The organism is Micromonospora sp. Utrum1 (assembly GCF_057197805.1).
In genome coordinates this window covers 775,604-796,949 of record NZ_CM170071.1, presented here as the reverse complement: position 1 = coordinate 796,949, position 21,346 = coordinate 775,604, and the positions used below count along the sequence as shown (strand labels likewise).

General features: G+C 73.7%; 27 protein-coding genes and 1 riboswitch. Of the genes, 14 read left to right on the top strand and 13 right to left on the bottom strand.

The window, feature by feature from the left end:
• Window positions 1–3: 3 nt before the first annotated feature.
• The 5 genes from AC0OLQ_RS03995 to AC0OLQ_RS03975 all read left to right on the top strand — a co-directional run bounded on the left by AC0OLQ_RS03995 (window position 4) and on the right by AC0OLQ_RS03975 (window position 3,302).
• A complete protein-coding gene (locus tag AC0OLQ_RS03995; protein ID WP_484530233.1) occupies window positions 4–753 on the top strand; it encodes a DNA-formamidopyrimidine glycosylase family protein in 750 nt (249 codons plus the stop codon).
• A 130-nt stretch (window positions 754–883) separates the two neighbouring features.
• On the top strand, window positions 884–1,639 hold the full coding sequence (locus tag AC0OLQ_RS03990) for an SAM-dependent methyltransferase (RefSeq protein WP_357332829.1): 756 nt from the start codon (window positions 884–886) through the stop codon (window positions 1,637–1,639).
• Between the two features lie 82 nt (window positions 1,640–1,721).
• On the top strand, window positions 1,722–2,147 hold the full coding sequence (locus AC0OLQ_RS03985; RefSeq protein WP_484530232.1) for an ATP-binding protein: 426 nt from the start codon (window positions 1,722–1,724) through the stop codon (window positions 2,145–2,147).
• Window positions 2,148–2,320: 173 nt separating this feature from the next.
• Window positions 2,321–2,722 (top strand): hypothetical protein, encoded by a 402-nt coding sequence (locus AC0OLQ_RS03980; protein ID WP_484530231.1) that lies wholly within the window; start codon window positions 2,321–2,323, stop codon window positions 2,720–2,722.
• 142 nt (window positions 2,723–2,864) lie between these two features.
• Entirely contained in the window at window positions 2,865–3,302 is a 438-nt protein-coding gene (locus AC0OLQ_RS03975) for a hypothetical protein (RefSeq protein WP_484530230.1), read from the top strand.
• A gap of 73 nt (window positions 3,303–3,375) precedes the next feature.
• Here the strand turns inward: AC0OLQ_RS03975 and AC0OLQ_RS03970 are convergent, their stop codons facing one another.
• Window positions 3,376–3,648 (bottom strand): hypothetical protein, encoded by a 273-nt coding sequence (locus AC0OLQ_RS03970; RefSeq protein WP_484530229.1) that lies wholly within the window; start codon window positions 3,646–3,648, stop codon window positions 3,376–3,378.
• Between the two features lie 557 nt (window positions 3,649–4,205).
• A complete protein-coding gene (locus tag AC0OLQ_RS03965; protein ID WP_484530228.1) occupies window positions 4,206–5,036 on the bottom strand; it encodes a DUF3152 domain-containing protein in 831 nt (276 codons plus the stop codon).
• Between the two features lie 164 nt (window positions 5,037–5,200).
• Between AC0OLQ_RS03965 and AC0OLQ_RS03960 the strand changes: the two genes are divergently transcribed.
• From AC0OLQ_RS03960 to AC0OLQ_RS03945, 4 genes are all read left to right on the top strand, one after another.
• Window positions 5,201–6,394, top strand: coding sequence for a DUF2786 domain-containing protein (locus AC0OLQ_RS03960; protein WP_484530227.1), 1,194 nt, complete (start codon window positions 5,201–5,203; stop codon window positions 6,392–6,394).
• Window positions 6,395–6,498: 104 nt separating this feature from the next.
• Window positions 6,499–6,858: a YciI family protein gene (locus AC0OLQ_RS03955; RefSeq protein WP_357332894.1), complete on the top strand. Its 360-nt coding sequence runs from the start codon at window positions 6,499–6,501 to the stop codon at window positions 6,856–6,858.
• Window positions 6,855–8,099: an RNA polymerase sigma factor gene (locus tag AC0OLQ_RS03950; protein WP_484530226.1), complete on the top strand. Its 1,245-nt coding sequence runs from the start codon at window positions 6,855–6,857 to the stop codon at window positions 8,097–8,099. The genes AC0OLQ_RS03955 and AC0OLQ_RS03950 overlap by 4 nt, the downstream gene beginning before the upstream one ends.
• A 29-nt stretch (window positions 8,100–8,128) precedes the next feature.
• On the top strand, window positions 8,129–8,764 hold the full coding sequence (locus tag AC0OLQ_RS03945; protein WP_484530225.1) for a dihydrofolate reductase family protein: 636 nt from the start codon (window positions 8,129–8,131) through the stop codon (window positions 8,762–8,764).
• Between the two features lie 48 nt (window positions 8,765–8,812).
• Here AC0OLQ_RS03945 and AC0OLQ_RS03940 read toward each other — a convergent pair whose 3' ends face one another.
• The 10 genes from AC0OLQ_RS03940 to AC0OLQ_RS03895 all read right to left on the bottom strand — a co-directional run bounded on the left by AC0OLQ_RS03940 (window position 8,813) and on the right by AC0OLQ_RS03895 (window position 15,577).
• Complete coding sequence (locus AC0OLQ_RS03940) at window positions 8,813–9,253, bottom strand: hypothetical protein (protein ID WP_357332819.1); 441 nt, start codon at window positions 9,251–9,253, stop codon at window positions 8,813–8,815.
• A gap of 17 nt (window positions 9,254–9,270) precedes the next feature.
• Entirely contained in the window at window positions 9,271–9,741 is a 471-nt protein-coding gene (locus AC0OLQ_RS03935; RefSeq protein ID WP_484530224.1) for an EndoU domain-containing protein, read from the bottom strand.
• 43 nt (window positions 9,742–9,784) lie between these two features.
• The gene (locus tag AC0OLQ_RS03930) at window positions 9,785–10,279 is read right to left on the bottom strand and encodes a WXG100-like domain-containing protein (protein ID WP_357332817.1); all 495 of its coding nucleotides are present in this window, start codon (window positions 10,277–10,279) and stop codon (window positions 9,785–9,787) included.
• Between the two features lie 2 nt (window positions 10,280–10,281).
• Window positions 10,282–10,605: a hypothetical protein gene (locus tag AC0OLQ_RS03925; protein ID WP_484530223.1), complete on the bottom strand. Its 324-nt coding sequence runs from the start codon at window positions 10,603–10,605 to the stop codon at window positions 10,282–10,284.
• Window positions 10,605–11,030: a YbaB/EbfC family nucleoid-associated protein gene (locus AC0OLQ_RS03920; protein ID WP_484530222.1), complete on the bottom strand. Its 426-nt coding sequence runs from the start codon at window positions 11,028–11,030 to the stop codon at window positions 10,605–10,607. The genes AC0OLQ_RS03925 and AC0OLQ_RS03920 overlap by 1 nt, the downstream gene beginning before the upstream one ends.
• Before the next feature lie 109 nt (window positions 11,031–11,139).
• The gene (locus tag AC0OLQ_RS03915; RefSeq protein ID WP_484530221.1) at window positions 11,140–11,643 is read right to left on the bottom strand and encodes a hypothetical protein; all 504 of its coding nucleotides are present in this window, start codon (window positions 11,641–11,643) and stop codon (window positions 11,140–11,142) included.
• 134 nt (window positions 11,644–11,777) lie between these two features.
• Window positions 11,778–11,951, bottom strand: a complete 174-nt coding sequence (locus AC0OLQ_RS03910) for a CsbD family protein (protein WP_357332813.1) — start codon at window positions 11,949–11,951, stop codon at window positions 11,778–11,780.
• A gap of 130 nt (window positions 11,952–12,081) precedes the next feature.
• A complete protein-coding gene (locus AC0OLQ_RS03905; RefSeq protein WP_484530220.1) occupies window positions 12,082–14,337 on the bottom strand; it encodes a heavy metal translocating P-type ATPase in 2,256 nt (751 codons plus the stop codon).
• Window positions 14,338–14,351: 14 nt separating this feature from the next.
• Window positions 14,352–15,332, bottom strand: coding sequence for a hypothetical protein (locus tag AC0OLQ_RS03900; protein WP_484530219.1), 981 nt, complete (start codon window positions 15,330–15,332; stop codon window positions 14,352–14,354).
• A gap of 35 nt (window positions 15,333–15,367) precedes the next feature.
• Window positions 15,368–15,577 (bottom strand): heavy-metal-associated domain-containing protein, encoded by a 210-nt coding sequence (locus AC0OLQ_RS03895; protein ID WP_484530218.1) that lies wholly within the window; start codon window positions 15,575–15,577, stop codon window positions 15,368–15,370.
• Between the two features lie 154 nt (window positions 15,578–15,731).
• Here AC0OLQ_RS03895 and AC0OLQ_RS03890 point away from each other — a divergent pair, with 154 nt between their 5' ends.
• From AC0OLQ_RS03890 to AC0OLQ_RS03880, 3 genes are all read left to right on the top strand, one after another.
• Window positions 15,732–16,031, top strand: coding sequence for a metal-sensitive transcriptional regulator (locus tag AC0OLQ_RS03890; RefSeq protein WP_030504325.1), 300 nt, complete (start codon window positions 15,732–15,734; stop codon window positions 16,029–16,031).
• A gap of 66 nt (window positions 16,032–16,097) precedes the next feature.
• Window positions 16,098–17,420, top strand: a complete 1,323-nt coding sequence (locus AC0OLQ_RS03885; RefSeq protein ID WP_484530217.1) for a YibE/F family protein — start codon at window positions 16,098–16,100, stop codon at window positions 17,418–17,420.
• A gap of 154 nt (window positions 17,421–17,574) precedes the next feature.
• A riboswitch (cyclic di-AMP (ydaO/yuaA leader) is annotated at window positions 17,575–17,705 on the top strand.
• Window positions 17,706–17,709: 4 nt separating this feature from the next.
• A complete protein-coding gene (locus AC0OLQ_RS03880; RefSeq protein WP_484530216.1) occupies window positions 17,710–18,729 on the top strand; it encodes a coiled-coil domain-containing protein in 1,020 nt (339 codons plus the stop codon).
• Window positions 18,730–18,794: 65 nt separating this feature from the next.
• Here the strand turns inward: AC0OLQ_RS03880 and AC0OLQ_RS03875 are convergent, their stop codons facing one another.
• Complete coding sequence (locus tag AC0OLQ_RS03875; protein WP_357332807.1) at window positions 18,795–19,463, bottom strand: carbonic anhydrase; 669 nt, start codon at window positions 19,461–19,463, stop codon at window positions 18,795–18,797.
• A 229-nt stretch (window positions 19,464–19,692) separates the two neighbouring features.
• On the opposite strand from AC0OLQ_RS03875, the gene AC0OLQ_RS03870 reads away from it, so the two are divergent.
• Together AC0OLQ_RS03870 and mycP are read left to right on the top strand one after the other, a co-directional pair.
• A complete protein-coding gene (locus AC0OLQ_RS03870; protein ID WP_357332806.1) occupies window positions 19,693–20,034 on the top strand; it encodes a helix-turn-helix transcriptional regulator in 342 nt (113 codons plus the stop codon).
• 58 nt (window positions 20,035–20,092) lie between these two features.
• Window positions 20,093–21,334 carry a type VII secretion-associated serine protease mycosin gene (gene mycP / locus AC0OLQ_RS03865; RefSeq protein ID WP_484530215.1) on the top strand — a complete coding sequence of 414 codons (1,242 nt, stop codon included), beginning with the start codon at window positions 20,093–20,095 and terminating at the stop codon, window positions 21,332–21,334.
• Window positions 21,335–21,346: the final 12 nt, after the last annotated feature.

The following is a 21,346-nucleotide window of genomic DNA, read 5'->3' as shown; positions in this document are numbered from 1 at the left end:
ACCATGCCCGAGGGCCACCTCATCCACCGGTACGCGCGGGAGCAGCACGACGCGCTCGCCGGAGCCGACATCACGCTCTCCAGCCCGCAGGGCCGCTTCGACCCGGCCCCCTACGCGGGCCGCCCACTGCGGGCCGTCGAGGCGGACGGCAAGCACCTGCTCTACCACTTCCCCGACGCGCCCGTCCTGCACGTGCACCTCGGCCTGCGCGGACTGTTCCTGCGCTACGACGACCCGACGGTGCCGCCGCGCCCCGGCACCCGGCTGCGGCTGGCCGGCCCGACGGTGGCGTACGACCTCATCGCGCCGATCCGCTGCGAGCCGCTGCCGACGGACGCGGAGCGCGCGCTGCGGGCGTCGCTCGGACCGGACCCACTGCGCGCCGACGCCGACCCGGCCGAGGCGGTCCGCCGGCTGATCGCGACCGGGGCGCCGATGGGCGCCGCGCTGCTCGACCAGGCGGTCTGGGCCGGCATCGGCAACGCCTGGCGGGCCGAACTGCTCTTCCTGGCCGGGCTGGACCCGGACACCCGGTCGATCGGCGCACCGGCGGCGGAGCGGCTGTGGCGGCTCGCCGTCGTTCACCTCGCGCTCGGGCGGGACCTGGGCCGGGTGGTCAGCGACCCGGCCGCGCCGGACGAGCGGTGGGTGTACAAGCGGGAGCGCTGCCGCCGCTGCGGCAGCCCGGTACGGAGCTGGCAACTGGCTGGCCGGACCGCGTACGCCTGCCCGGTTGACCAACCCGCCGGGTAATTCGGTTGGCGGCCGGCGGGCCGGTGGCTAGCCTCGCCGCCAATGTCACTCCGACTGCCTGAAGAGGGTGTTCTGGTGCCCGTGCCGAGCCTCCACCGTCTCGTTCCGACATCCGCACCCTTGTTCTGGAATGACCGCATTGGATCTGCCACGTAGCTTCACCATCCGCGAGGGCGACCTCCGGATCCTCAACCCGTTCGACGACGCCAAGCTCGCCACCCTGGGCCGGGCGATCAAGCTCCGACCCGGCGCGTCGATCCTCGACCTGTGCAGCGGCAAGGGCGAGCTGCTCTGCACCTGGGCCCGGGACCACGGCGTGACCGGCACCGGGGTCGACCTGAGCAGCGCCTTCACCGCCGCCGCCCGGGCGCGCGCCGCCGAACTGGGCGTCGCCGACCGGGTCCGGTTCGTGCACGGCGACGCCGCGACCCACGTACCGGAGCAGCGCTACGACCTGGCCGCCTGCGTCGGGGCAACCTGGATCGGCGGGGGCGTCCCCGGCACCCTGGACATCCTGGAGCGCGGCCTGCGCCCCGGGGGGATGGTCCTGGTCGGTGAGCCGTACTGGCGGCTCGACCCGCCCGACGAGGAGACCGTGGCCGGCTGCCACGCCCGCTCGCGGGAGGAGTTCCAGGACCTGCCGGGCCTGGTCGGGCTCTTCGGTGAGTGCGGCTGGGACCTGGTCGAGATGGTCCTCGCCGACCAGGACAGCTGGGACCGGTACGCCGCCGCGCACTGGCTCAACCTGCGCCGCTGGCTGGACGCGAACCCCGACGACGAGCTGGCCGGGGAGCTGCGCCGGGAACTGACCGAGGACCCGCTGCGGCACGTCCGCTACCAGCGGGAGTATCTGGGCTGGGGCGTCTTCGCCCTGCTCCGCCGCTGACCGGCCGGACCGGCTCCCGCCCCGGGGGCGGGAGCCGGTCCGGATCGGCATAGCGGACGGCTACGCAGGGTAGAGGCAGATCATGGGACAGCTGCGCACGTCGCCGCCACCGCCGCGGGCCGCCGAGCTGGAGCAGTGGGTGCTCGCCACGGCCGAGGAACTGCGCGAGCTGCGGGCCCTGCTGCGCGACGCGCTGACCCGGCACGGCCTGGTCCAGGGCGAGGACCTCGACGAGGTGCCCCACCTGGTGGTGCTCGTCGCCACCGAACTGGCGACAAACGCGCTGCGGCACGGCCAGCCGCCGACCATCGTCACCCTGCTCGCGGCCGACGACTACTTCCTGCTCGGCGTGGCGGACCACGACCTGAGCACGGTCCCCGGGCTGGACGACATCCACCCGCTCGACTCGGGCGGGCGCGGGCTGATGCTGGCCCAGTCGGTCTCGCTCGCGGTCGGCTGGTACGCCACCGAGGAGACCAAGAACATCTGGGCCTCGTTCCCCCGTTGACCGTTCACGAATTGCTTAACAAATTGTTCTCCACCTAATGTGAGCTGCTTTACACCGTCCGCAGTGGACGGGCCGTAGGGTCCTTTTCGAACCGCCCGGGAGAAGACCCTCCCGCCGGTTGTCCCGAAAGACCGCGGGAGATCCCCGCGACTATTCGCAAAGGACCTGAACAGATGCGTAAGCTCACCCGATCCGTCCTGCTGGCCGGCATCGCCGGGGCCGTCCTGGCCCCGTCCACCGCCCACGCCGCGACCCCGGAGCCCACCACCGCGCTGCTGGGCACGTACGGCTTCGGCCGCGCCGCGGTCATCGGCGAGGCTGGCCGGACCGCCGGCACTTGGGAGGCGTTCTCCGTGCGGTCGGGCTTCGCGGGCGACGACCTGATCGTCACCTACCGGCCCCGCACCACGGCATACCCGACGGAGAAGCAGGTCTACACCGCCGCCTTCGACCAGGCGCCCGACGCCCAGGCCGAGTGCCGGCAGGTCGGCGCCGAGGGCGTCGCGCGCCGGGTCTGGGTGTCGTTCCGCTGCCGGACCGGCTTCGCCCCCAGCTACACCCTCTTCGTGCGCTGACGCCGCTGCGTCATTTCCTTCCGTAATTTCGCCTGCCCCCGGCGAATTGCGCCGGGAAATCGTTCCGACAGCCGCCGGCACACCCACCGGCGATGCTTTTCCACCGCCACCACAAAGCCGGTGGCACCATCAGGAGTAGTTGATGAAGCGCATTTTCTCCCGGACCCTCGGTGCCCTGGCGGGCACCGGCATCGCCCTGGTCGTGGCGGCCCCGCCCGCCGCCGCCGCGGACGACACGTTCCGACTGGCCGCCGGCAGCGCCACCGCCTACGGCAGCTACCGGCTCATGATGAGCATCCCCGAACGCCCGGTCCCGCCCGTCGCGGTCGACGGGACCCTCGCGGTCAACCACCGCGGCCGGTGCGCCGTCGTCCAGATCGCCTACAACGGTCCGGCGGACGGCATCGAGTGGCGCACCGTCAATAGCCTCTGCGGCCGCGGCAGGACCACCTTCCAGGGCCGTGCCGACTACCTGCGGGGTGGCTTCCTGCCGAGCCTGCGGCTCTGCGCCGGCCGCACGGTGGCGCGGGCCGAGCGGGGTGACCGCTGCGACGTCCACGCTCCGGCGTCGCAGAGCTGACATCTCAGCCCTCGGGCCGTTCCGCACCGCCGCCACAGGTGCGGAACGGCCCTTGCCGGGAGTGGTTCTCGCCTCAGGCTCGCGCGGAGCCCGACGACGGGCAGTCGAGCCGGCTGCGCAGATCGCTCATCTGGTGGGCGAGCTGACGGCCCGTGGGGGTCTGCGGCGGCGTGGCGCGGTAGGTGTCGTCGAGCGTCACCACCAGATCACACAGGTTCTGCACCGAGTGCCGGGCGACCGCGTTCGCGTACACCATGGACGAGATGGTCGCGACCAAGGCGAAGAGGAACGACACGATCATGACCCGCGTGGTACGGGATCCCAGGTGCCACTGCTGGGCCGTCATGTCACTCCCCCCTTCCGCAGGGCGGCGGCGATGGCGATGGTGGCGGCCGTGAGTCCGGCCAGTGAGATGGTGACGGCGAATCGGTCGTATCGCTGACGCCATTGCGCCGCAGCGACAGGAGCCCAACCCCCGCGGGAATCCCGAGGATGGTCACGTACGTCCCCAGGAGAACGGCGTTGGCCTGACCGGGCGGCACGATCGTCGTCTGATGGACGATTCCGCCGAGCCCCACGAGGATGCAGCCGCCATCGAGGAACATCCTCATGGCTCGCTCTGCTTTCATCTTCCACAGCCCTTAACCCTTCCGTCGCCACCGCTGCCGTACACCCGTCGGCACGAGACGGGACGAACGGCAGCCGGCTCACCGGAGCTGGTACGCCTGGCGCTGTCCCGCTGCCGCTGAGGCCAGCCGGCGACGGTGGACTGTCCCAGGCGACGCACTGCGTCGGGCGCTCCTCAACCGTAGCCACGGCGGCGGGTAAAACCCCAGGTCAGAGGCACTATCTGCAATTTGCGGCCGATGGTGCGGGGACCGTCTGACCGCGATCTCCCCCGGGTCAGTTCTCCGCCGGGATCGGGTCGTCGTACTGGCCGGACGGGCCACTGTGCAGCGTGCCGTCCACCCGGGGCCACGCGTTCGGGGCGCAGCCGTGCAGGCCGAGCGTCTGCTGCTCCATCACCGGCGCCGGGCCGCCGGCCCGGGGGCAGAGTTCGTGGCCCCGGCCGAGCCGGTGCCCCACCTCGTGGTTGAGCAGGTACTGCCGGTAGAGGCCGAGGTCGGGGAAGTCCGGCACGCCGTGCACCCAGCGGGCCACATTGATCACCACCTGGTCGCCGTTGCGGCAGGAGGTGTAGTGGTCGGTCGTGTCGGCGCAGAGCCGGCCCCGGGTCACCGGCGTGGTCAGCAGCACGGTGAAGTCGGCCGGATCGTCGCGCCCCACCCGTTGCAGCCGCCACCGGCCGTCGCCGGTCCAGCCGCGCGGGTCGGCCAGGGTCGCCGCCACCTCCCGGGCGAAGCGTTCCACGTCGACGTTGCCGATGCCCTCCTCGACGGCGACCCGGTAGCGGAGCAGCTCACCACCCCGGCCGGCCACCGCGCCGACCCCGGTGGCGGTGCGGAAGCCGCCCGTACCCCGGGCCGGGTAGCTGATGCCGGGCGACACCCGGCCGGCGGCCGGGACCGGCGGCGCGACGGGCGTGGCCACCGCCGGGCGGGCGGGCCCGGCGGCCGGTGCGCCCGCCCGCACGCCGGCCGCGACCAGCAGGTCCGGATGGCGCCGGGCCGCGTACCCGGCGAGGGCGGCCGCGACCAGCAGCACCACCACGAACAGGGTGCCGGCGCGGGACGCCCGCCGCCGACGGTGCAGACCCGGGTCCCGCCCGCCCACGCCGATCTCCGTCCGTCGCGCCGCCCCGCTCGGTCAGGAGTACGGACGCCGGGCCCAGACGGATGAACGGTGAGCGCGCTCACCGGTCGCGGCAGGGCCCGCGCCGGTACCGTTCGTTCCCGGGTGCGCGACCCGCCACCTGCCGCCAGAGAGGGAGCTCACCCGTGCCCGATGCCGAGCAGGTGCTCGCCGACGCCCTCGCGGCGGCGCGCGGCACCGACGTACGCGCGGCCGAGCGGGCCCTGGACCGACTCGTGGTCGGCGACCCGCCGGCGGTGGACGCGGCGCTGCTCGCCCAGCTGACCCGCGGCGTGGCGCGGCTCTGGTCACGCGGCTGGCAACCCGTCGACCTGGAGCGGATCGCCACCCGCCGGCTGACCCTCCGGGGTGCCCGGCTGCTCCGGGACGTGCTGGCCGCGCAGCGGCGTGCGATGCCCGAGCCGGTCCCGTCCTGGTTCGACGACCAGCTCGCCGAGCTGGGCGCGCGGTGGGACGGCGACCCGGGCTGGCTGGACCGGCGCGCCGAGGGCGACCGGATCAGCGCGCTGCGGGACGCCGTCGACGCGCTCGCCCTGGTGGCGGGGCTCCCGCCCATCGCGGTGCTCCGCCCGCCGCCCGGCGGACCGGCCGCCGCCCCGCGCGCCGCCACCCCGGCCACCGGGTCACGGATGCTCGACCGGGTACGCGCGCTGCTGGCCAAGGCCGAGTCGACCACCTTCCCCGCCGAGGCGGAGGCGCTCACCGGCAAGGCTCAGGAGCTGATGGCCCGGCACAGCATCGACGCCGCCCTGCTCGACGCCGCCGCCGAGCGACCCGACCGGCCCAGCGGCGTGCGGCTCGGCACCGACGCCCCGTACGCGGCGGCGAAGGCGCTGCTCATCCAGGAGGTGGCGGCGGCCAACCGCTGCGAGTCGATCTGGTCCGACGACCTGGGCTTCGCCACCGTGCTCGGCTTCCCGGCCGACCTGGTCGCCGTCGAACTGCTGCACACCTCGTTGCTGGTGCAGGCCACCGCCGCGATGCTGCGCGGCCGGGGCGAGCGCCGCGCGGGCAGCGGCCGACGGACCAAGAGCTTCGACGAGTCCTTCCTCAACGCGTTCGCGCTGCGGATCGGGCAGCGGCTCCGGGCGGCCACCGCGGCGGCGGCCGAGGAACGGGCCGACGACCGGCTGCTCCCGGTGCTCGCCGCCCGCTCCGACGCCGTCCGCGAACGGATCGACGAGCTCTTCCCCGGCGTCACCCGGCACCGGCTCCAGGTCCGCGACGCGGAGGGCTGGACCTCGGGCACCACGGCCGCCGACCGCGCCTCGCTCGACGCCGGCGCGCCGACGCGCCGCCCGCTGCGCGGCGGCCGCTGACATTTTCCTCGGGAAAGATGTCGGATCAGACGAGCCGGCTCCGACCCGTCTGCGAGAGGCGCCACCGCCGGTGGCCCCGACCCGAGGAGTTGACCGTGAAGTACATGCTGCTGATCTGGAACCGGCCCGGCTTCGTGGAGGAGCTGTCCGAGGAGGAGCGGAACGCGATCTTCGGCGAGGTCGACGTGATCATGAAGGAGCTGACCGAGTCGGGCGAGCTGGTCGGCGGGGAGGCGCTGGCCCACCCGTCGCAGACCCGCACCGCCCGGCCCGCCGCCGGGGGCGTCGAGATCACCGACGGGCCGTTCGTGGAGAGCAAGGAGCAGTTCGCCGGCTACCTGACGGTCGACTGCGAGACCCCGGAACGGGCCGCCGAGATCGCCGCGAGCTGGCCGGACGTGCGGCACGGCTTCGGCGTGCTGGAGGTGCGGCCGGTGATGGAGCAGGCCGGGACGGAGATGTGACCGAGCGGGCGGTCGAGGACCTGCTGCGGACGCTCGCGCCGCAGGTCCTCGGCGTGCTCGTGCGCCGGCACGGCCAGTTCTACGCCTGCGAGGACGCCGTCCAGGAGGCACTGCTCGCCGCCGCCACCCAGTGGCCGGCGCAGGGCGTGCCGGACCATCCCCGCGCGTGGCTGGTCACCGTGGCGACCCGCCGCCTCACCGACGAGTGGCGCAGCGAGCGGGCCCGCCGGGACCGCGAGGTCGCGGTGGCGGTCCGGGAACCGGCGTACGCGGCGGTCGCCCCGGCCGCCGACGAGGAGCCGCCGAGCGGGGACGACACGCTGAAGCTGCTCTTCCTCTGCTGCCACCCGGCGCTCACGGTCAGCGCCCAGGTGGCGCTGACCCTGCGGGCGGTGGGCGGGCTGAGCACCGCCGAGATCGCCCGGGCCTACCTGGTGCCGGAGGCCACGATGAGCCAGCGGATCCGCCGGGCCAAGCAGCGGATCGAGGCCGCCGGAGCCCGGTTCGCCATGCCCTCGTCGGCCGACCGCGACGCGCGGCTGCACGCCGTGCTGCACGTCCTCTACCTGGTCTTCAACGAGGGCTACACCGCCTCCAGCGGGGCGGAACTGCACCGCGCCGAGCTGACCCGGGAGGCGATCCGGCTGGCCCGGGAGCTGCGCCGGCTGCTCCCCGACGACGGCGAGGTGGCCGGGCTGCTGGCCCTGATGCTGCTCACCGACGCGCACCGGGCGACGCGCACCGGCCCGGGCGGTGAGCTGATGCCGCTGACCGAGCAGGACCGCACCCGCTGGGACCGGGCCGAGATCGAGGAGGGCGTCGCCCTGGTGACCGAGGCGCTGACCTGGTCGGCGCCCGGGCCCTACCAGGTGCAGGCCGCCATCGCGGCGGTGCACGCCGAGGCGCCCACCGCGGCCGACACCGACTGGCGGCAGATCGTCGCGCTCTACCGGGTGCTGGCCCGGCTCGCCCCGAACCCGATGGTCACGCTCAACCAGGCCGCCGCGGTGGCCATGGTGGACGGCCCCCGGGCCGGGCTCGCGCTGCTGGGGCCGCTGGACGCCGACGAACGCACCGCCGGGCATCACCGGCTCGCCGCGGTCCGCGCCCACCTCCTCGAACTGGCCGGCGACCGCGACGACGCCCGGACCGCCTACCTGGCCGCCGCCCGGGCCACCACCAGCCTGCCCGAACGGCACTACCTGGAGGTACGCGCCGCGCGGCTGGCCACCGACCGATGAGTTACGCCGACCGGAAGGGTCCACCGGACATGGGACAGGTCACCAGTCAACTGTCGGTGTCGCTCGACGGATACGTCGCGGCGCCGGGGCAGAGCCGGCAGGATCCGCTCGGTCGGGGCGGCCTGCGCCTGCACGAGTGGTTCTTCGCCACCGAGAGCTGGCGCGAGCAGCACGGGCTGGCCGGCGGGGAGCGGAACATCGACGCCGAGGTGGTCGACGAGATGACCGCGGGCATCGGGGCGTACGTGATGGGGCGCCGGATGTTCGGCGGCGGCGAGGGCCGCTGGGATCCGGACTGGACCGGCTGGTGGGGCGAGGACCCGCCGTTCCGGGTGCCGGTCTTCGTGCTGACCCACCACCCACGCGAGCCGCTGGTCATGCGGGGCGGTACGGAGTTCCACTTCGTCACCGACGGCATCGAGGCCGCGCTGGCGCGAGCCCGGGCGGCGGCGGGCGACCTCGACGTGGCCGTCGCGGGCGGGGCCGGCGCGGTGCGGCAGTATCTCGCCGCCGGGCTGCTCGACTCGCTCTGGCTGCACGTGGTGCCGATCGTCCTGGGCGGCGGCACGCCACTCTTCGACGGTCCCCTCGACGTGCCCCTGGAACCGGCGAAGGTGGTGGCCGCCCCCACGGTCACCCACATCCGCTACCAGGTCACGCGCTGACCCCTCTCGCTGCTCCGCTCCTCGGCCGGCTGCCGACCGTCCGAGAGCTCAGAACAGCCGCCCGCGATAAGGGTGGGCCCTGCCCCACTTCTCCTCCCAGCGCAGCAGCGCCGCCTGCCACTCCGGCAGGTCCGGCCGGTACTCGCGGACCAGCGGACGCTCGGGAAGAGTCACCAGGAATGACCAGTAGTCCTCCAACGCCTGCTTCACCTCGTCGACCGGGTACTCACCGTGCTCGTGCTCCAGCCAGGAGTTCTGAATCACGATGCCGGATGAGGCGAAGGAGACCTCGTAGTTCTCACTGCTCCACTCCTCGAACGGCGGGCGGCCGTTCGACACGTCGTCAATCATCGCCAAGCCGTCGAGACAGACGAGGAAGTGCCGCGAGACATCCGCGATCAGCCAGGCCCCCAGCGTCTCGTGGCGCTTGTCGTCCACGCGGAACACCGGGAGGTTGAACTGATCGAGCGAGAACGTGATGAAGCTCAAGGTATTCCTTCCGCAGATCAGACGACGGGCCACCCGTGGGTGAACCCACCGGCGCCATCGTAGAAGCCTTCGATGGTCAGGCCGCGGTACGTGCCACGCCACATGTTCCCGCCCGCGGGAACCGCGTTGTTGAAGGCTCCGGGGACCGCTGCGTCCACCTCCGCCGGAGTCCAGTGGTCGGGATAGAAGGAGCTGACACCGTTGTTGCCCGCCTTGGGCTTCCACTCTCCGTGTGGTGGGTTCCGCGTCGGGTCGAAGAACTCGGGTTCCGCCTCGTACGCCCCGGTTCGCGGATCCCGGTTGACGGTGCCGGGCTTGAGCCGGCGGCCCGGGAAGTCCTGGCCGCCCGGCCGGTAGTGATAACCCGAGCCCTTCGGGTGCCCGGGCTTCACGTGCCCGCCGAAGACGTGGTCCCGGAAGTGGGCGTTCATCCGCCCCGGGCGATTGCGCTTGTTGGCGCGCTTCAGGTATTTCAGCGCCGCGCGCATCAGGCGGCCGCTGGCCTTCCCCGATCCCTTGGCCATCAGCCCGTCACCCGTCGAGGAGTTTCCAGATGACCTCTTGGACGAGGTTGCCGACGATGGTCCGGGCCAACTGCTGGAAGATCGGGATCTCCAGGAGCGAGGCGCCGAAGGTGACCGCCGCCGTGGCGATCGCCTGGGCGATCTCGATGGCCAGGATGACCAGTTGCACGATCACGGCGATCTTCAGGGCGAGCACGATCGCGCCGCAGATGATCAGCCCGGTGCCGGTGAGCACCGCGGCGGTCACCCCGTCGCGCAGGCTGTCGGCGGGGCTGTCCTCCCGGTTCCACCAGGACTGGAAGGCGGTGATGTCCTGGCCCGTGTGACTGGACCAGACGGTGGCGGCCCCGGTGTTCGCCTCGGCCACCACACCGGACAGGGTGCCGGAGAAGCGAATCCAGGCGTTGCCCATCTCGAAGAGCTTGACCTCGTCGGCCTCCGGCCAGGTGTAGCCGAGGATGCCGAGCAGCGAGCGCAGCTCGCCGGGTAGTTCGAGCCCCACCGTCAGCCTCCCAGCGCCTGCCGCAGCCCGTCGAAGCCCTGTTTGATGGCGGCCTCGATCTCGGCGTACCGGGCGGCCATGTCGGTGAGGTCGGTGCCGGCGGCGGCGATCTCCTCCAGCGCGCTGTCGAAGCACTCGAAGGCGAACGCGGAGACCTCGTCGTGAGCGGCGCCGATCAGCGAACCGATGTCGTCGGAGCCCCAGGGCCGGCCGAAGGCGGCCAGCTCGGCCTGGAACGCCGTCATGGCCTGGCTGAACCGGGTGGCCACGTCGCCCAGCGCGCGCCCGGAGCCGCCCAGCCCGTCCGGGTCGACCTCGATGGCCATCACCGGCCGCCCTGACGGGACAGCCGGTCCTGGGCCCCGACCAGCGCGTCGGTGAAGGCGGTGAGCTGCCGGCCGGCGTCCTCCTGGATCCGGCGCAGCTGCTCGCCGAGCGAGCCCAGGTCGACCTCGCCGGACACCGCGGCGGTCGCCTTCTCCTGGAGGTCGGCCAGCGCCGCGTTGACCGCCCCGCTGATCTCCTCGGCCAGGGATTCACTCGGCAGCCGCATCACCCGAGGATCGAGGATCAGCCCAGTGATCCGCCCGGGCGGACCGGCGGTCACCCGGACCAGGCCGTCGGCCGCCTCGCCGACCCCCTCAGGGGGCGGCGGCGCCTCGCCGTCGGCGCCGGCCGTGAATCGCCCCAGCGCGGACATGGTCTCGGACAGCACGCGGCCGAGACCGGACGGATCGACGGGGTGGGCCATGCCGAGCTCCTCCGGGGTCGAGGTCGTCTCGCATGCTACGCACTCCGCGCCAACCACGGTGACCCGTAGTGCGCGACTGTGGACAGTGTGATGTGGACGACCCCGGCCGTCAGGCGCGGCACTCCCGGGTGAGCCGCTGCGGGATCTCGACGAACGTGGAGCTGAGCCACTTCACCGGGGTCGACGACTTCGCCCCGGCCTCGATCCGCCGGGCGGCGTCGCCGACCAGCGCCTTGATCTCCGGGTCCTCGGCCCGGGTGGCCTGCCGGCGTACGTCGTCGGCCAGGTCCGCGAGGTCGGCCTTGACCTCGTCGTTGATCTGCTCGGGGGTGAGCTGCCGGCGGGTCGCCGCCGCGGAGTCGGCGGCGATCTCCTTGCTCTTGGCGATGATCAGCTTGTCGATCTCGGCGCAGACGGCGGCGGTGTTCGCCGCGGTGACCGGCGAGGGCGCGGCGGTGGCCGTGGGCGCGGGCGTGGGCACGGCGGTGACGCTGGGCGCGGCGGTCGGCTCGCCGGCCGGCGCCGCGCTCTCCTCCCCGGTGGGCTGGCAGGCCGCGGCGAGCGCGGTCATCGCCACCAGGGCGGCGGTGCGAATCGCGGTGGTACCGGACATCGTTCTCCCGTGCGTTCGGCGGCCGTTGTCCCGGCCTGCTCCGGCGGTGACGGCGCGCGGCGGGGGATCACCGCCACGCGCAGCACGCCGGGCCGGCAGGGCTCTGCCGGCCCGGCGACACGTACGACAGTAGGTCAGCTCTTGAACGCGTCCTTGATCTTTTCGCCGGCCTGCTTGATGTTGGCGGCGGCCTGGTCGTTGCGGCCCTCGGCCTCGAGGCGCTCGTCGTCGGTGGCGCGGCCGACGCCCTCCTTGACCTTGCCGGCGGTGTTCTCGGTCGCGTTGTCGATCTTGTCGTCGATACCCATGGGAACCTCCACTCAGCAGTTTCCTGACCAGGTGGAGGTACCCGGGCCGCCACCCGCTCAACCACACCGCCCGGGTGAACGAACGGCGCCGCCGGCCCCGGGGAGACCGGGACCGGCGGCACGCGACCGGTCAGCCGACCGGACGGAAGCCGCGCAGCCGGAGGCTGTTCGCCACCACGAAGACCGACGAGAAGGCCATCGCGGCACCGGCGATCATCGGGTTGAGCAGGCCGGCGGCGGCCAACGGCAGGGCGGCCACGTTGTAGGCGAAGGCCCAGAACAGGTTGCCCTTGATGATCGCGAGGGTCCGCCGGGAGAGCCGGATGGCGTCCACGGCGGCCATCAGGTCGCCCCGGACCAGGGTCAGGTCGGACGCCTCGATGGCCACGTCGGTGCCGGTGCCCATGGCCAGCCCCAGGTCGGCCCGGGCCAGCGCGGCGGCGTCGTTGATCCCGTCGCCCACCATGGCGACGGTCCGCCCCTCGCCCTGGAGCCGCTCGACCACGGCCACCTTGTCGGCCGGCAGCACCTCGGCGATTACCTCGTCGATGCCGACCTCGGCGGCCACCGCCTTCGCCACCGTGGCGTTGTCGCCGGTGAGCAGCACCGGGGTCAGCCCCAGCTCGCTCAGCCGGGCGACGGCCGCCCCGCTGGTCGGCTTCACCGCGTCGGCCACCGCGAGGACGCCGCGGGCCCGGCCGTCCCAGCCGGCCAGGACCGCCGTCCGGCCGGCGGCCTCCGCGCCGGTCGCCGCCCGCACGACCTCCTCGGGTACGTCGAGACCGCGCTCGCGCAGCAGCCGGAGCCGTCCGACCATCACCTCGCGGCCGTCGACCGTGCCGGTCACGCCGAGGCCCTCGGCGTTGGCGAAGCCGGTGACCGCGGGCAGCGGTCCCGCCTCGGCGGCGCCGTCGGCGACGGCGCGGGCGATCGGGTGCTCGGAGGCGCCCTCCAGCGCGCCGGCCAGCCGGAGCAGCTCGGCGGCGTCCGTACCCTCGGCGGGCAGCACGTCGACCAGGGTCATCTTGCCGGTGGTGACGGTGCCGGTCTTGTCCAGCACCACGGTGTCGACCTGGCGGGTGGACTCCAGCACCTCCGGCCCCTTGATCAGGATGCCGAGCTGGGCGCCCCGCCCGGTGCCGACCAGCAGCGCGGTCGGGGTGGCGAGGCCCAGGGCGCACGGGCAGGCGATGATCAGCACCGCCACCGCGGCGGTGAACGCGGCCGTCGTCCCGGCGCCGCTGCCGAGCCACCAGCCCAACGTGCCGGCGGCCAGGGCGATCACGATCGGCACGAAGACCCCGGAGATCCGGTCGGCGAGCCGCTGCACGGCCGCCTTGCCGGTCTGCGCCTGCTCCACCAGCCTCGCCATCTGGGCGAGCTGGGTGTCCCCGCCCACGCGGGTGGCCCGGACGACGAGCCGGCCGCCGGCGTTGACGGTGGCGCCGACCACGGTGTCGCCCGGCCCCACCTCGACCGGCACGGACTCGCCGGTGAGCATGCTGGCGTCGACCGCCGAGGTGCCCTCCTCGACCAGGCCGTCGGTGGCGACCTTCTCCCCCGGGCGGACCACGAACCGGTCCCCGACGACCAGCTGGTCCACCGGAATCCGGGTCTCCTGCCCGCCGCGCAGCACCGCCACGTCCTTGGCGCCCAGCTCCAGCAGGGCGCGGAGGGCGGCGCCGGCGGTCCGCTTCGACCGGGCCTCGAAGTAGCGGCCGGCGAGGATGAACACCGTCACCCCGGCCGCGGCCTCCAGGTAGATGTTGCCGGCCCCGTCGGTGCGGGTGATGTCGAAGCGGAACGGGTGGGTCATCCCGGGCATCCCGGCGTCGCCGAGGAAGAGCGCCCAGAGCGACCAGCCGAACGCGGCCAGCGTGCCGAGCGAGACCAGGGTGTCCATGGTCGCCGCGCCGTGCCGCAGGTTGATCCAGGCGGCCCGGTGGAACGGCAGCCCGCCGTACGCCACCACCGGGGCGGCCAGGGTCAGCGACAGCCACTGCCAGTAGTCGAACTGCCAGGCCGGCACCATGGCCAGCACGATCACCGGCACGGTCAGCACGACCGACACCCACAGCCGGGTACGCAGCCCGCGCAGCTCGTCCACCGGCTCCGTGGTCGCCTCGGTCGCCGCCTGGCTCGGCGGCGGCGGGACGACGGCCGTGTAGCCGGTCTTCTCCACGGTGGCGATCAGGTCGGCCGGGGCCACCTCGTCGGCGTAGCGGACGGTGGCCTTCTCGGTGGCGTAGTTGACCGTGGCCTCGACGCCGTCCATCCGGTTGAGCTTCTTCTCGATCCGGGCGGCGCAGGAGGCGCAGGTCATGCCGCCGATCGCGAGCTCGATCAGGTTCGGCGCGACCGGCAGGGACTTCGCGGTCGATGTCATCGCGGCACCTCCGGTCAATTGTGCCCGTGCCCCGGGGTGCCGTGGCCGGCGTCCGGGGTCGGGGCGGTCGTGGGAGCCGGCGCGGTGGGAGCCGGCGCGGTCTGGTCCCCGGCCACCACGGTGAACTCCGCGGTGTGCACCGCGTCGCCGTGCCGGAAGTCCAGGTAGAGACGGTACGTGCCGACCGAGGGCACCTCGGCGGCGAAGGTGACCGCCGGCCCGGCCGGGGTCCGCCCGTCGCCGGGCGTGCCCTCCGGGTGCACGTGCAGGTACGCCAGGTCGCCCTGGCGCAGCGCCACCAGGTGCCCGTACGCCCCCAGGTAGGGCTGGAGGTCGGTGACCGGTCGGCCGTTGCGGCTGACGGTCAGGGTGAGCCGGCTGGTCCGGCCGGGCTGGGGCGCGCCGGTGAGGGTGACCGTATAGCCGTCGACCGTGGTGCTGGTCGCCGGCGCGGGCAGCGGCCGGGAGTCCAGCGCGCCGGGGACGGTGACGTCGACCCCGAGGGTGAGCGGCTCGCCGCCGGTCGGGGTGAAGTCGGCGAACGCCCGCCAGACGCCGGGCCCGGCGAGCGGCGAGGCGACCCGCCAGGTGCCGTCGGCGGCCAGCTCCGGGTGGACGTGCCGGAAGCCGGAGAGGTCGCGGCGGGCGACGATCAGGTGCATGCGCTTGTCGTGCGCCACGTCGTAGGAGGTGACGGGCCGGCCGTCCGGGCCGGTGATCCGGAAGGCGAACTCGCCCGCCGGTGCGGTCACCGGCTGGAGCGTGTAGCCGCGCTCGGAGACGAGCAGCCCGCCGGGCAGATGGGGGGTGGCGGTGGCCGCGTGGCCCCCGTCGCCGTGGTCGGATCCGGCGGAGTCGTGGCCGGCGTCGGTGGCGTCGTGGCGGGTCTCGGCGGCCGGGGTGACGGGGCCGGCCAGGTGACCGACCCCGTACGCCGTGCCGAACACCGCCGCGAGCCCGAGGGCGAAGCCGCTCAGCTTCGTCGCCGTGTTCATCGTGGTACCTCGGTTTCTTCGGGTCCGCGGACCCGTCACGCCCCGACGAGGTCGTAACCGGCCTCGTCCACGGCGGCGCGGACGGTGTCCGTGTCCAACGGGCTCTCACTGGTGACGGTGACCCGGCCGGAAGCCAGGTCGAACTGGACGTCGGTGACGCCCGGCAGCGCGCTCACCTCGGTGCTGACCGAGTTGACGCAGTGCCCGCAGGTCATGCCCTGCACCTGGTACGTGGTGGTGACCATCGCGCATCTCCCTTCCCGCACCTCCCATCCTATACCCCCAGGGGGTAGTCGGAGGAGAGACGGCTCCCACTCTGGCGCTACCGTTACCCGGTGGGGGTATCGGCCACAGCGAGGACCGTACCATACCCCCGAGGGGTACGCTATCCTTGGCGTCATGACCGCACCGACGACCCCGACCCGGGGCTACACCGCCAGCAAGGACCAGCTGCTCGCGCGGCTCCGCCGCATCGAGGGCCAGGTCCGCGGCATCGAGAAGATGGTCGAGGACGACCGCTACTGCATCGACGTGCTGACCCAGATCTCCGCCATCCAGGCCGCGCTCGACAAGGTCGGCCTGGGCCTGCTGGACGGGCACGCCCGGCACTGCATGCACGAGGGCGCCGCCGAGGGCCGCGCCGACGAGATGGCCAGCGAGATGATGGCCGCCGTCGGCCGCCTCATGAAGCGCGGCTGACCCGCACCCGCTGAACCGGCCGGCCCGGTGACACGTATCCCGTCGCGAATCGTTGGGAGAGACGCCATGGGCGCCGACCACACCCGTCCCGCTCCGTCCGCCCCGCCGGGGGTACGACGGATTTTGGTCGCGACGGTGGTGCCGCTCTTCGTGATCACCGTGGTCGCCGCGCTGGTGCTCTGGCCCCGGCAGGACCGGGACCCCGCGGACGCGCCCGCCCTGCCCCGCTACCACGGCACCGTGACCCGGGTGGTGACCGAGCCCTGCCCTCCGACCCCGGAGGCGCCGGAGGGCGGTCCGGGTGGCTCCGCCGGGCCGTGCGGGACGGTGACCGTCGCGGCCGAGCAGGGTCCGGACGCCGGCCGGCAGGTCGAGACGCCGCTACCGGCCGGCCCGGGCGCGCCCAGGGTCGAGGTCGGCGACAAGGTGGTCCTGGTCGAGCTGACCGACCCGGCCGACCCGGCGGTCAAGAGCTACAACATCGCCGAGCACCAGCGCGGCACACCGCTGGTCTGGCTGGCGGTGCTCTTCGCCGTGGCGATCGTGGCGTTCGGCCGCTGGCGCGGCCTGGCCGCGCTGGGCGGGCTGGTGGCGAGCTTCGCCATCCTGCTCGGCTTCGTGCTGCCCGGGATCGGCGCCGGCCAGTCGCCGCTGCTGATGGCGATCGTGGGCGCCGCGCTGATCATGTTCGTGGTGCTCTACCTGACCCATGGCGTCACCACGCAGACCTCGGTGGCCGTGCTGGGCACGCTCGGCAGCCTGGTGCTGACCGGGGTGCTCGGCACCCTGGCCACGGCCGCCACCCACCTGACCGGCTTCGGCAGCGAGGACGCCACCACCCTGTCGATGTTCCAGCACGACGTGGACCTGCACGGCCTGCTGCTGGCCGGCATCGTCATCGGCTCGTTGGGCGTGCTGGACGACGTGACGGTCACCCAGGCGGCCACGGTCACCGAGTTGGCCCACGCCAACCCCGCGTTGTCCCGTCGGCAGCTCTACCGGGCGGCCACCCGGGTGGGCCGGGCGCACATCGCCTCCACGGTCAACACCATCGTGCTGGCGTACGCCGGCGCCTCGCTGCCGCTGCTGCTCCTGCTCGTCGCCGACTCCCGACCGGTGAGCGAGATCCTCACCAGCGAGTTCATGGCCCAGGAGATCGTCCGCAGCGCGGTGGCCACGCTCGGCCTGATCGCCGCCGTACCGCTGACCACCGGACTGGCCGCGGTGGTCACCGCCGCCGGGCGGCGCGGGACCACCGCGCGGCCGGCGGATCCGCCCGCGCCGCGGCCGCCGGCCGGGCGGGACGAGGCGCTGGAGGCACTCGGCGGGGCCGGGCCGCGCGACGGACGGTGGCCGGGCGGCGACAGGAGCACGGAGGCCGCATGGTGACACTCCGCAGCGTGACGACGGATCCCAAACGCGATCCTGGTCACGCTGGGCGAGGACGAATTCTCGCTATTGGTCGGCTTCCGGACGTAGAACACCGGGAGGACTCTCGGGTAACCTCGCTGCCGGTCACCGCTGAAGGCGCGCACCGGCGCCAGCGGTGCCGCCGCCCAATCGCCCGCGGGCGAGCCGGGGAACCAGGTACATGGGGTGAATCCGCGCGAGCGGTAGGGGCCACTTCCGTCCCGAACCCGGCAGCTAACCCGGTCGGCGGCCGACGGAAGGGAACACTGTGACGGCACCCCTGCGCCGCTGGCTGACTCCCGTGGTGGCCGTGCTCGCCGCGCTCACCGTGCTGGCCGGGCCGACCCCGGCGACGGCGGCTCCGACCACCCCCACCCCCTCGGGCCATTCCGAGGACGACGACGACCCCCTCATCACCGAGGCCATCGACACCGCCAACCGGGCCTACCTTCAGGCCAAGGCGAAGCTGGACAAGTCGCGCAAGCGCCAGCTCCAGCTCGCCCTCGAGGTGAAGGCGGCGCAGAACGACCTCGACACGCTGAGCCCGCAGGTGACCCAGATCGCGGCGCAGTCCTACCGGACCGGCCGGATGGGCGCCATGGCCATGCTGCTGGAGAGCAACTCGCCGGACTCGTTCGTGCAGCGGGCGTCCGCGCTGGACGAGCTGAACCTGTTCAACGCGCAGCGGCTCGCCGCCATCAACGCCGCGAAGACCCGCGCCGAGCAGGCCAAGATCGCGCTCGACGCCGAGGTGCGCGAGCAGGAGAAGCAGAAGAACGCCATGGCCCGCGAGAAGGCCGAGACCGAGAAGGCGCTGAAGCTGGTCGGTGGGCTCGGCTTCACCGGCGGTCTGGTCGCGGCCACCTCACCGGTCGCCCGGGTCGGCCCCGGCCGGACCGCTGACGGCGACTGGAAGCCGGAGTCGTGCAGCGAGGACGACCCGACCACGTCGGGCTGCATCACTCCGCGCACGCTGCACGCGTACAAGGAGGTGAAGCGGGCCGGCTTCAACCGCTTCGTGGGCTGCTACCGGCCGGGCGGGCCGTGGGAGCATCCCAAGGGCCGGGCCTGCGACTGGTCGCTGCAGAAGAGCGGCTTCTCCTCCTGGCGCACCAAGGACCAGCGGATGTACGGCAACAACGTCGCCGCCTTCCTCATCCGCAACGCCGACCGGCTGGGCATCTACTACGTGATCTGGAACCGGCAGATCTGGTTCCCGGCCACCGGTTGGAAGTCCTACAGCGGACCCTCCGACCACACCGACCACGTGCACATGTCGCTGCTCTGACGACGTGCGCCGAAGAGGGCCGGCCCGCGACGCGCGGGCCGGCCCTCGACGTTTTTCCGAACCGGTCAGCCGGCGAGCGCCGGGTCGGCGGGCGCGGCCGGGGCGGGCACCGGCGCGGCCGACGTGCCGGCCGGGGCCTGCGCCACCGTGCGCACCTCACCGGCACTGAGCCGGTACGACAGGCCGACCACCGTGCACCGCCCGGCGGACACCTCCTCGGCGAGCACGGCGGACCGGGCCAGCAGCGCCTCCACGGTCTGCGCGATGTGGATGTCGACGATGGCGTCGAGGTCCTCGACACCCTCCCGGGTGGCCCGGAGCAGGCTGGGCGCGACGGCGTCCACCACCGCGCCGAGGTGCCCGGGCGGCGAGTTGCCGGTGCGGACCGCCTCGCGAGCGGCCTGGACCGCGCCGCACGAGTCGTGGCCGAGCACCACCACGAGCGGGGTGCCCAGCACGGTCACCGCGTACTCGACGCTGCCGAGCACCTCGGGGCCGGCGGTGTGGCCGGCGGTGCGGACCACGAAGAGGTCACCGAGGCCGCGGTCGAAGATGATCTCGGCGGCGAGCCGGGAGTCGGAGCAGCCGACGATCACCGCGAAGGGATGCTGCCCGTCGGCGACCGCCGCCCGGTGGTCGGCGTCCTGGTTGGGATGACGCGGGACGCCGGTGACGAACCGGCGGTTACCGGCGTAGAGCTCGGCGAGCGCCTGCTCGGGAGTGGTCAGCGGCACTGAGCCTCACCTCGTCCTCGCGCGAAAACGACCTGGTCAGCCGGCCGGCGACGGAGGCGGCCTCGCCACCCACGGTCACACGCAGCCCAACCCACGTCAAGATTTACGTGATACGCATTTCATACGTCACACCACCCTTGACGGCGGCTCCTGCCCCGGCCCCGCGGCGGACGCCCGGCCCTGCGGCGGACGCCCGGCCCCGGGCGGCACCGGGAGGCGGGGCCATACCATGACCACCATGGCGACGACACCGGGCCAGAACGGGAGCGGCCGGAACTGGACGTTCCTCACCAACCACGGGCACGTGCTGCTGGCCATCGCCCGCAACCCCACCGCGCGGTTGCGGGACGTGGCCGACGAGGTGGGGGTGACCGAGCGGGCCGCCCAGGCGATCGTCGCCGACCTGGAGGCCGGTGGCTACCTCCGTCGTACCCGGGTGGGCCGGCGCAACGAGTACACGATCAACCCCAACGGGCACTTCCGGCACCCGGCCGAGGCCGATCAACAGGTGGGTGCCCTCCTCGCCCTCTTCACCGCCGACCAGGTCGCGGAGCCCGCGGCCGAGAGCTGACCGCTCCCCGCGTACGCCCGTCACCGCACGGACGGCGCGGCGACGGTAATCTCACCGCGTGCGCGACAGCTTGCGGCCGGACGGGACGACTGAGCACGTCCGTACCGGGCACCGGATCCGATCCGTCCTCTTCGGAGCGGCGGTGGCCACCCTGCTCGGCGGCACGCTGGCGGTGCCCGCACCCGCCGTGGCGGCCCCGAAGTGCGGCGGCCCGTCCGGCGGCCCCGCTCCGACGGCGGCGCCGTGGGCGCTCAACCGGCTCGACCCGGCCGCGGCCTGGCGGGTCACCAAGGGGCAGGGCGTCACCGTCGCGGTCATCGACTCCGGCGTCTCGCCCGACCACCCGCTGCTGCGCGGCCGGGTGCTCTCCGGCGAGGACTTCAACCAGCTCGCCAAGCGCGACGGGCAGTGCGACCTGGTCGGCCACGGCACCATGATCGCCGGCATCATCGCCGGGCGGGAGGGCACCGGCGCGCCGTACACCGGGATCGCACCGGAGGCCCGGATCCTGCCGGTCCGGGTGCTGGCCGACAACCAGCGGGCCTTCGACGAGTCCATTCCGGCGGAGATCGGCCACGCCATCCGGTGGTCGGTCGACCACGACGCCGACGTGATCAACCTGTCCCTCGTGACGCTCGACGACCCGGCGCTGAAGGAGGCCGTCGACTACGCCCTCGACAAGGGCGTGATCCTGGTGGCCGCCGCCGGCAACCGGCAGGAGAACCAGCAGGACCAGCCGGCCTATCCGGCCGCGTACCCGGGGGTCATCGCGGTCGCCGGAGTGGACGAGAACGGCGGGCACGTCGGCAGTTCGGTCACCGGCGACTACGTGGACATCGCCGCGCCCGGCCTGAACATCGTCGGCCCCGCCCCGCAGGGCGCCGGCTACCGGGCCGAGCCGCAGGGCGGGACCAGCTTCGCCACCGCGTACGTCTCCGGGGTCGCCGCGCTGGTGCGGGCCGCGCACCCGGACATCACCCCGAAGGACGTCGCGTTCCGGCTCACCCGCACCGCCGACAACCCGCCCGACGGGCACAACCCGCTGGTCGGATACGGGGTGGTCAACCCCTATCGGGCGGTGACCAGCCTGCTGGGCACCCGCACCGACCCGCCGCTGGGTGCGATGCCGGCACCGGCACCGCCCGCCGACCCGCTGGCCTGGCAGCGCACCGTGGCGATCTGGGCGGCCGTGGTCGGCGCGTTGCTGGCCGGTGTCCTGCTGGCGCTGCGGCCGATCCTGGTCCGGGGTCGCCGGCGGGGCTGGCGCCCGGGCCGCCGGACCGCGCCGCAGGACGCCTGACCCAGCCGGCCC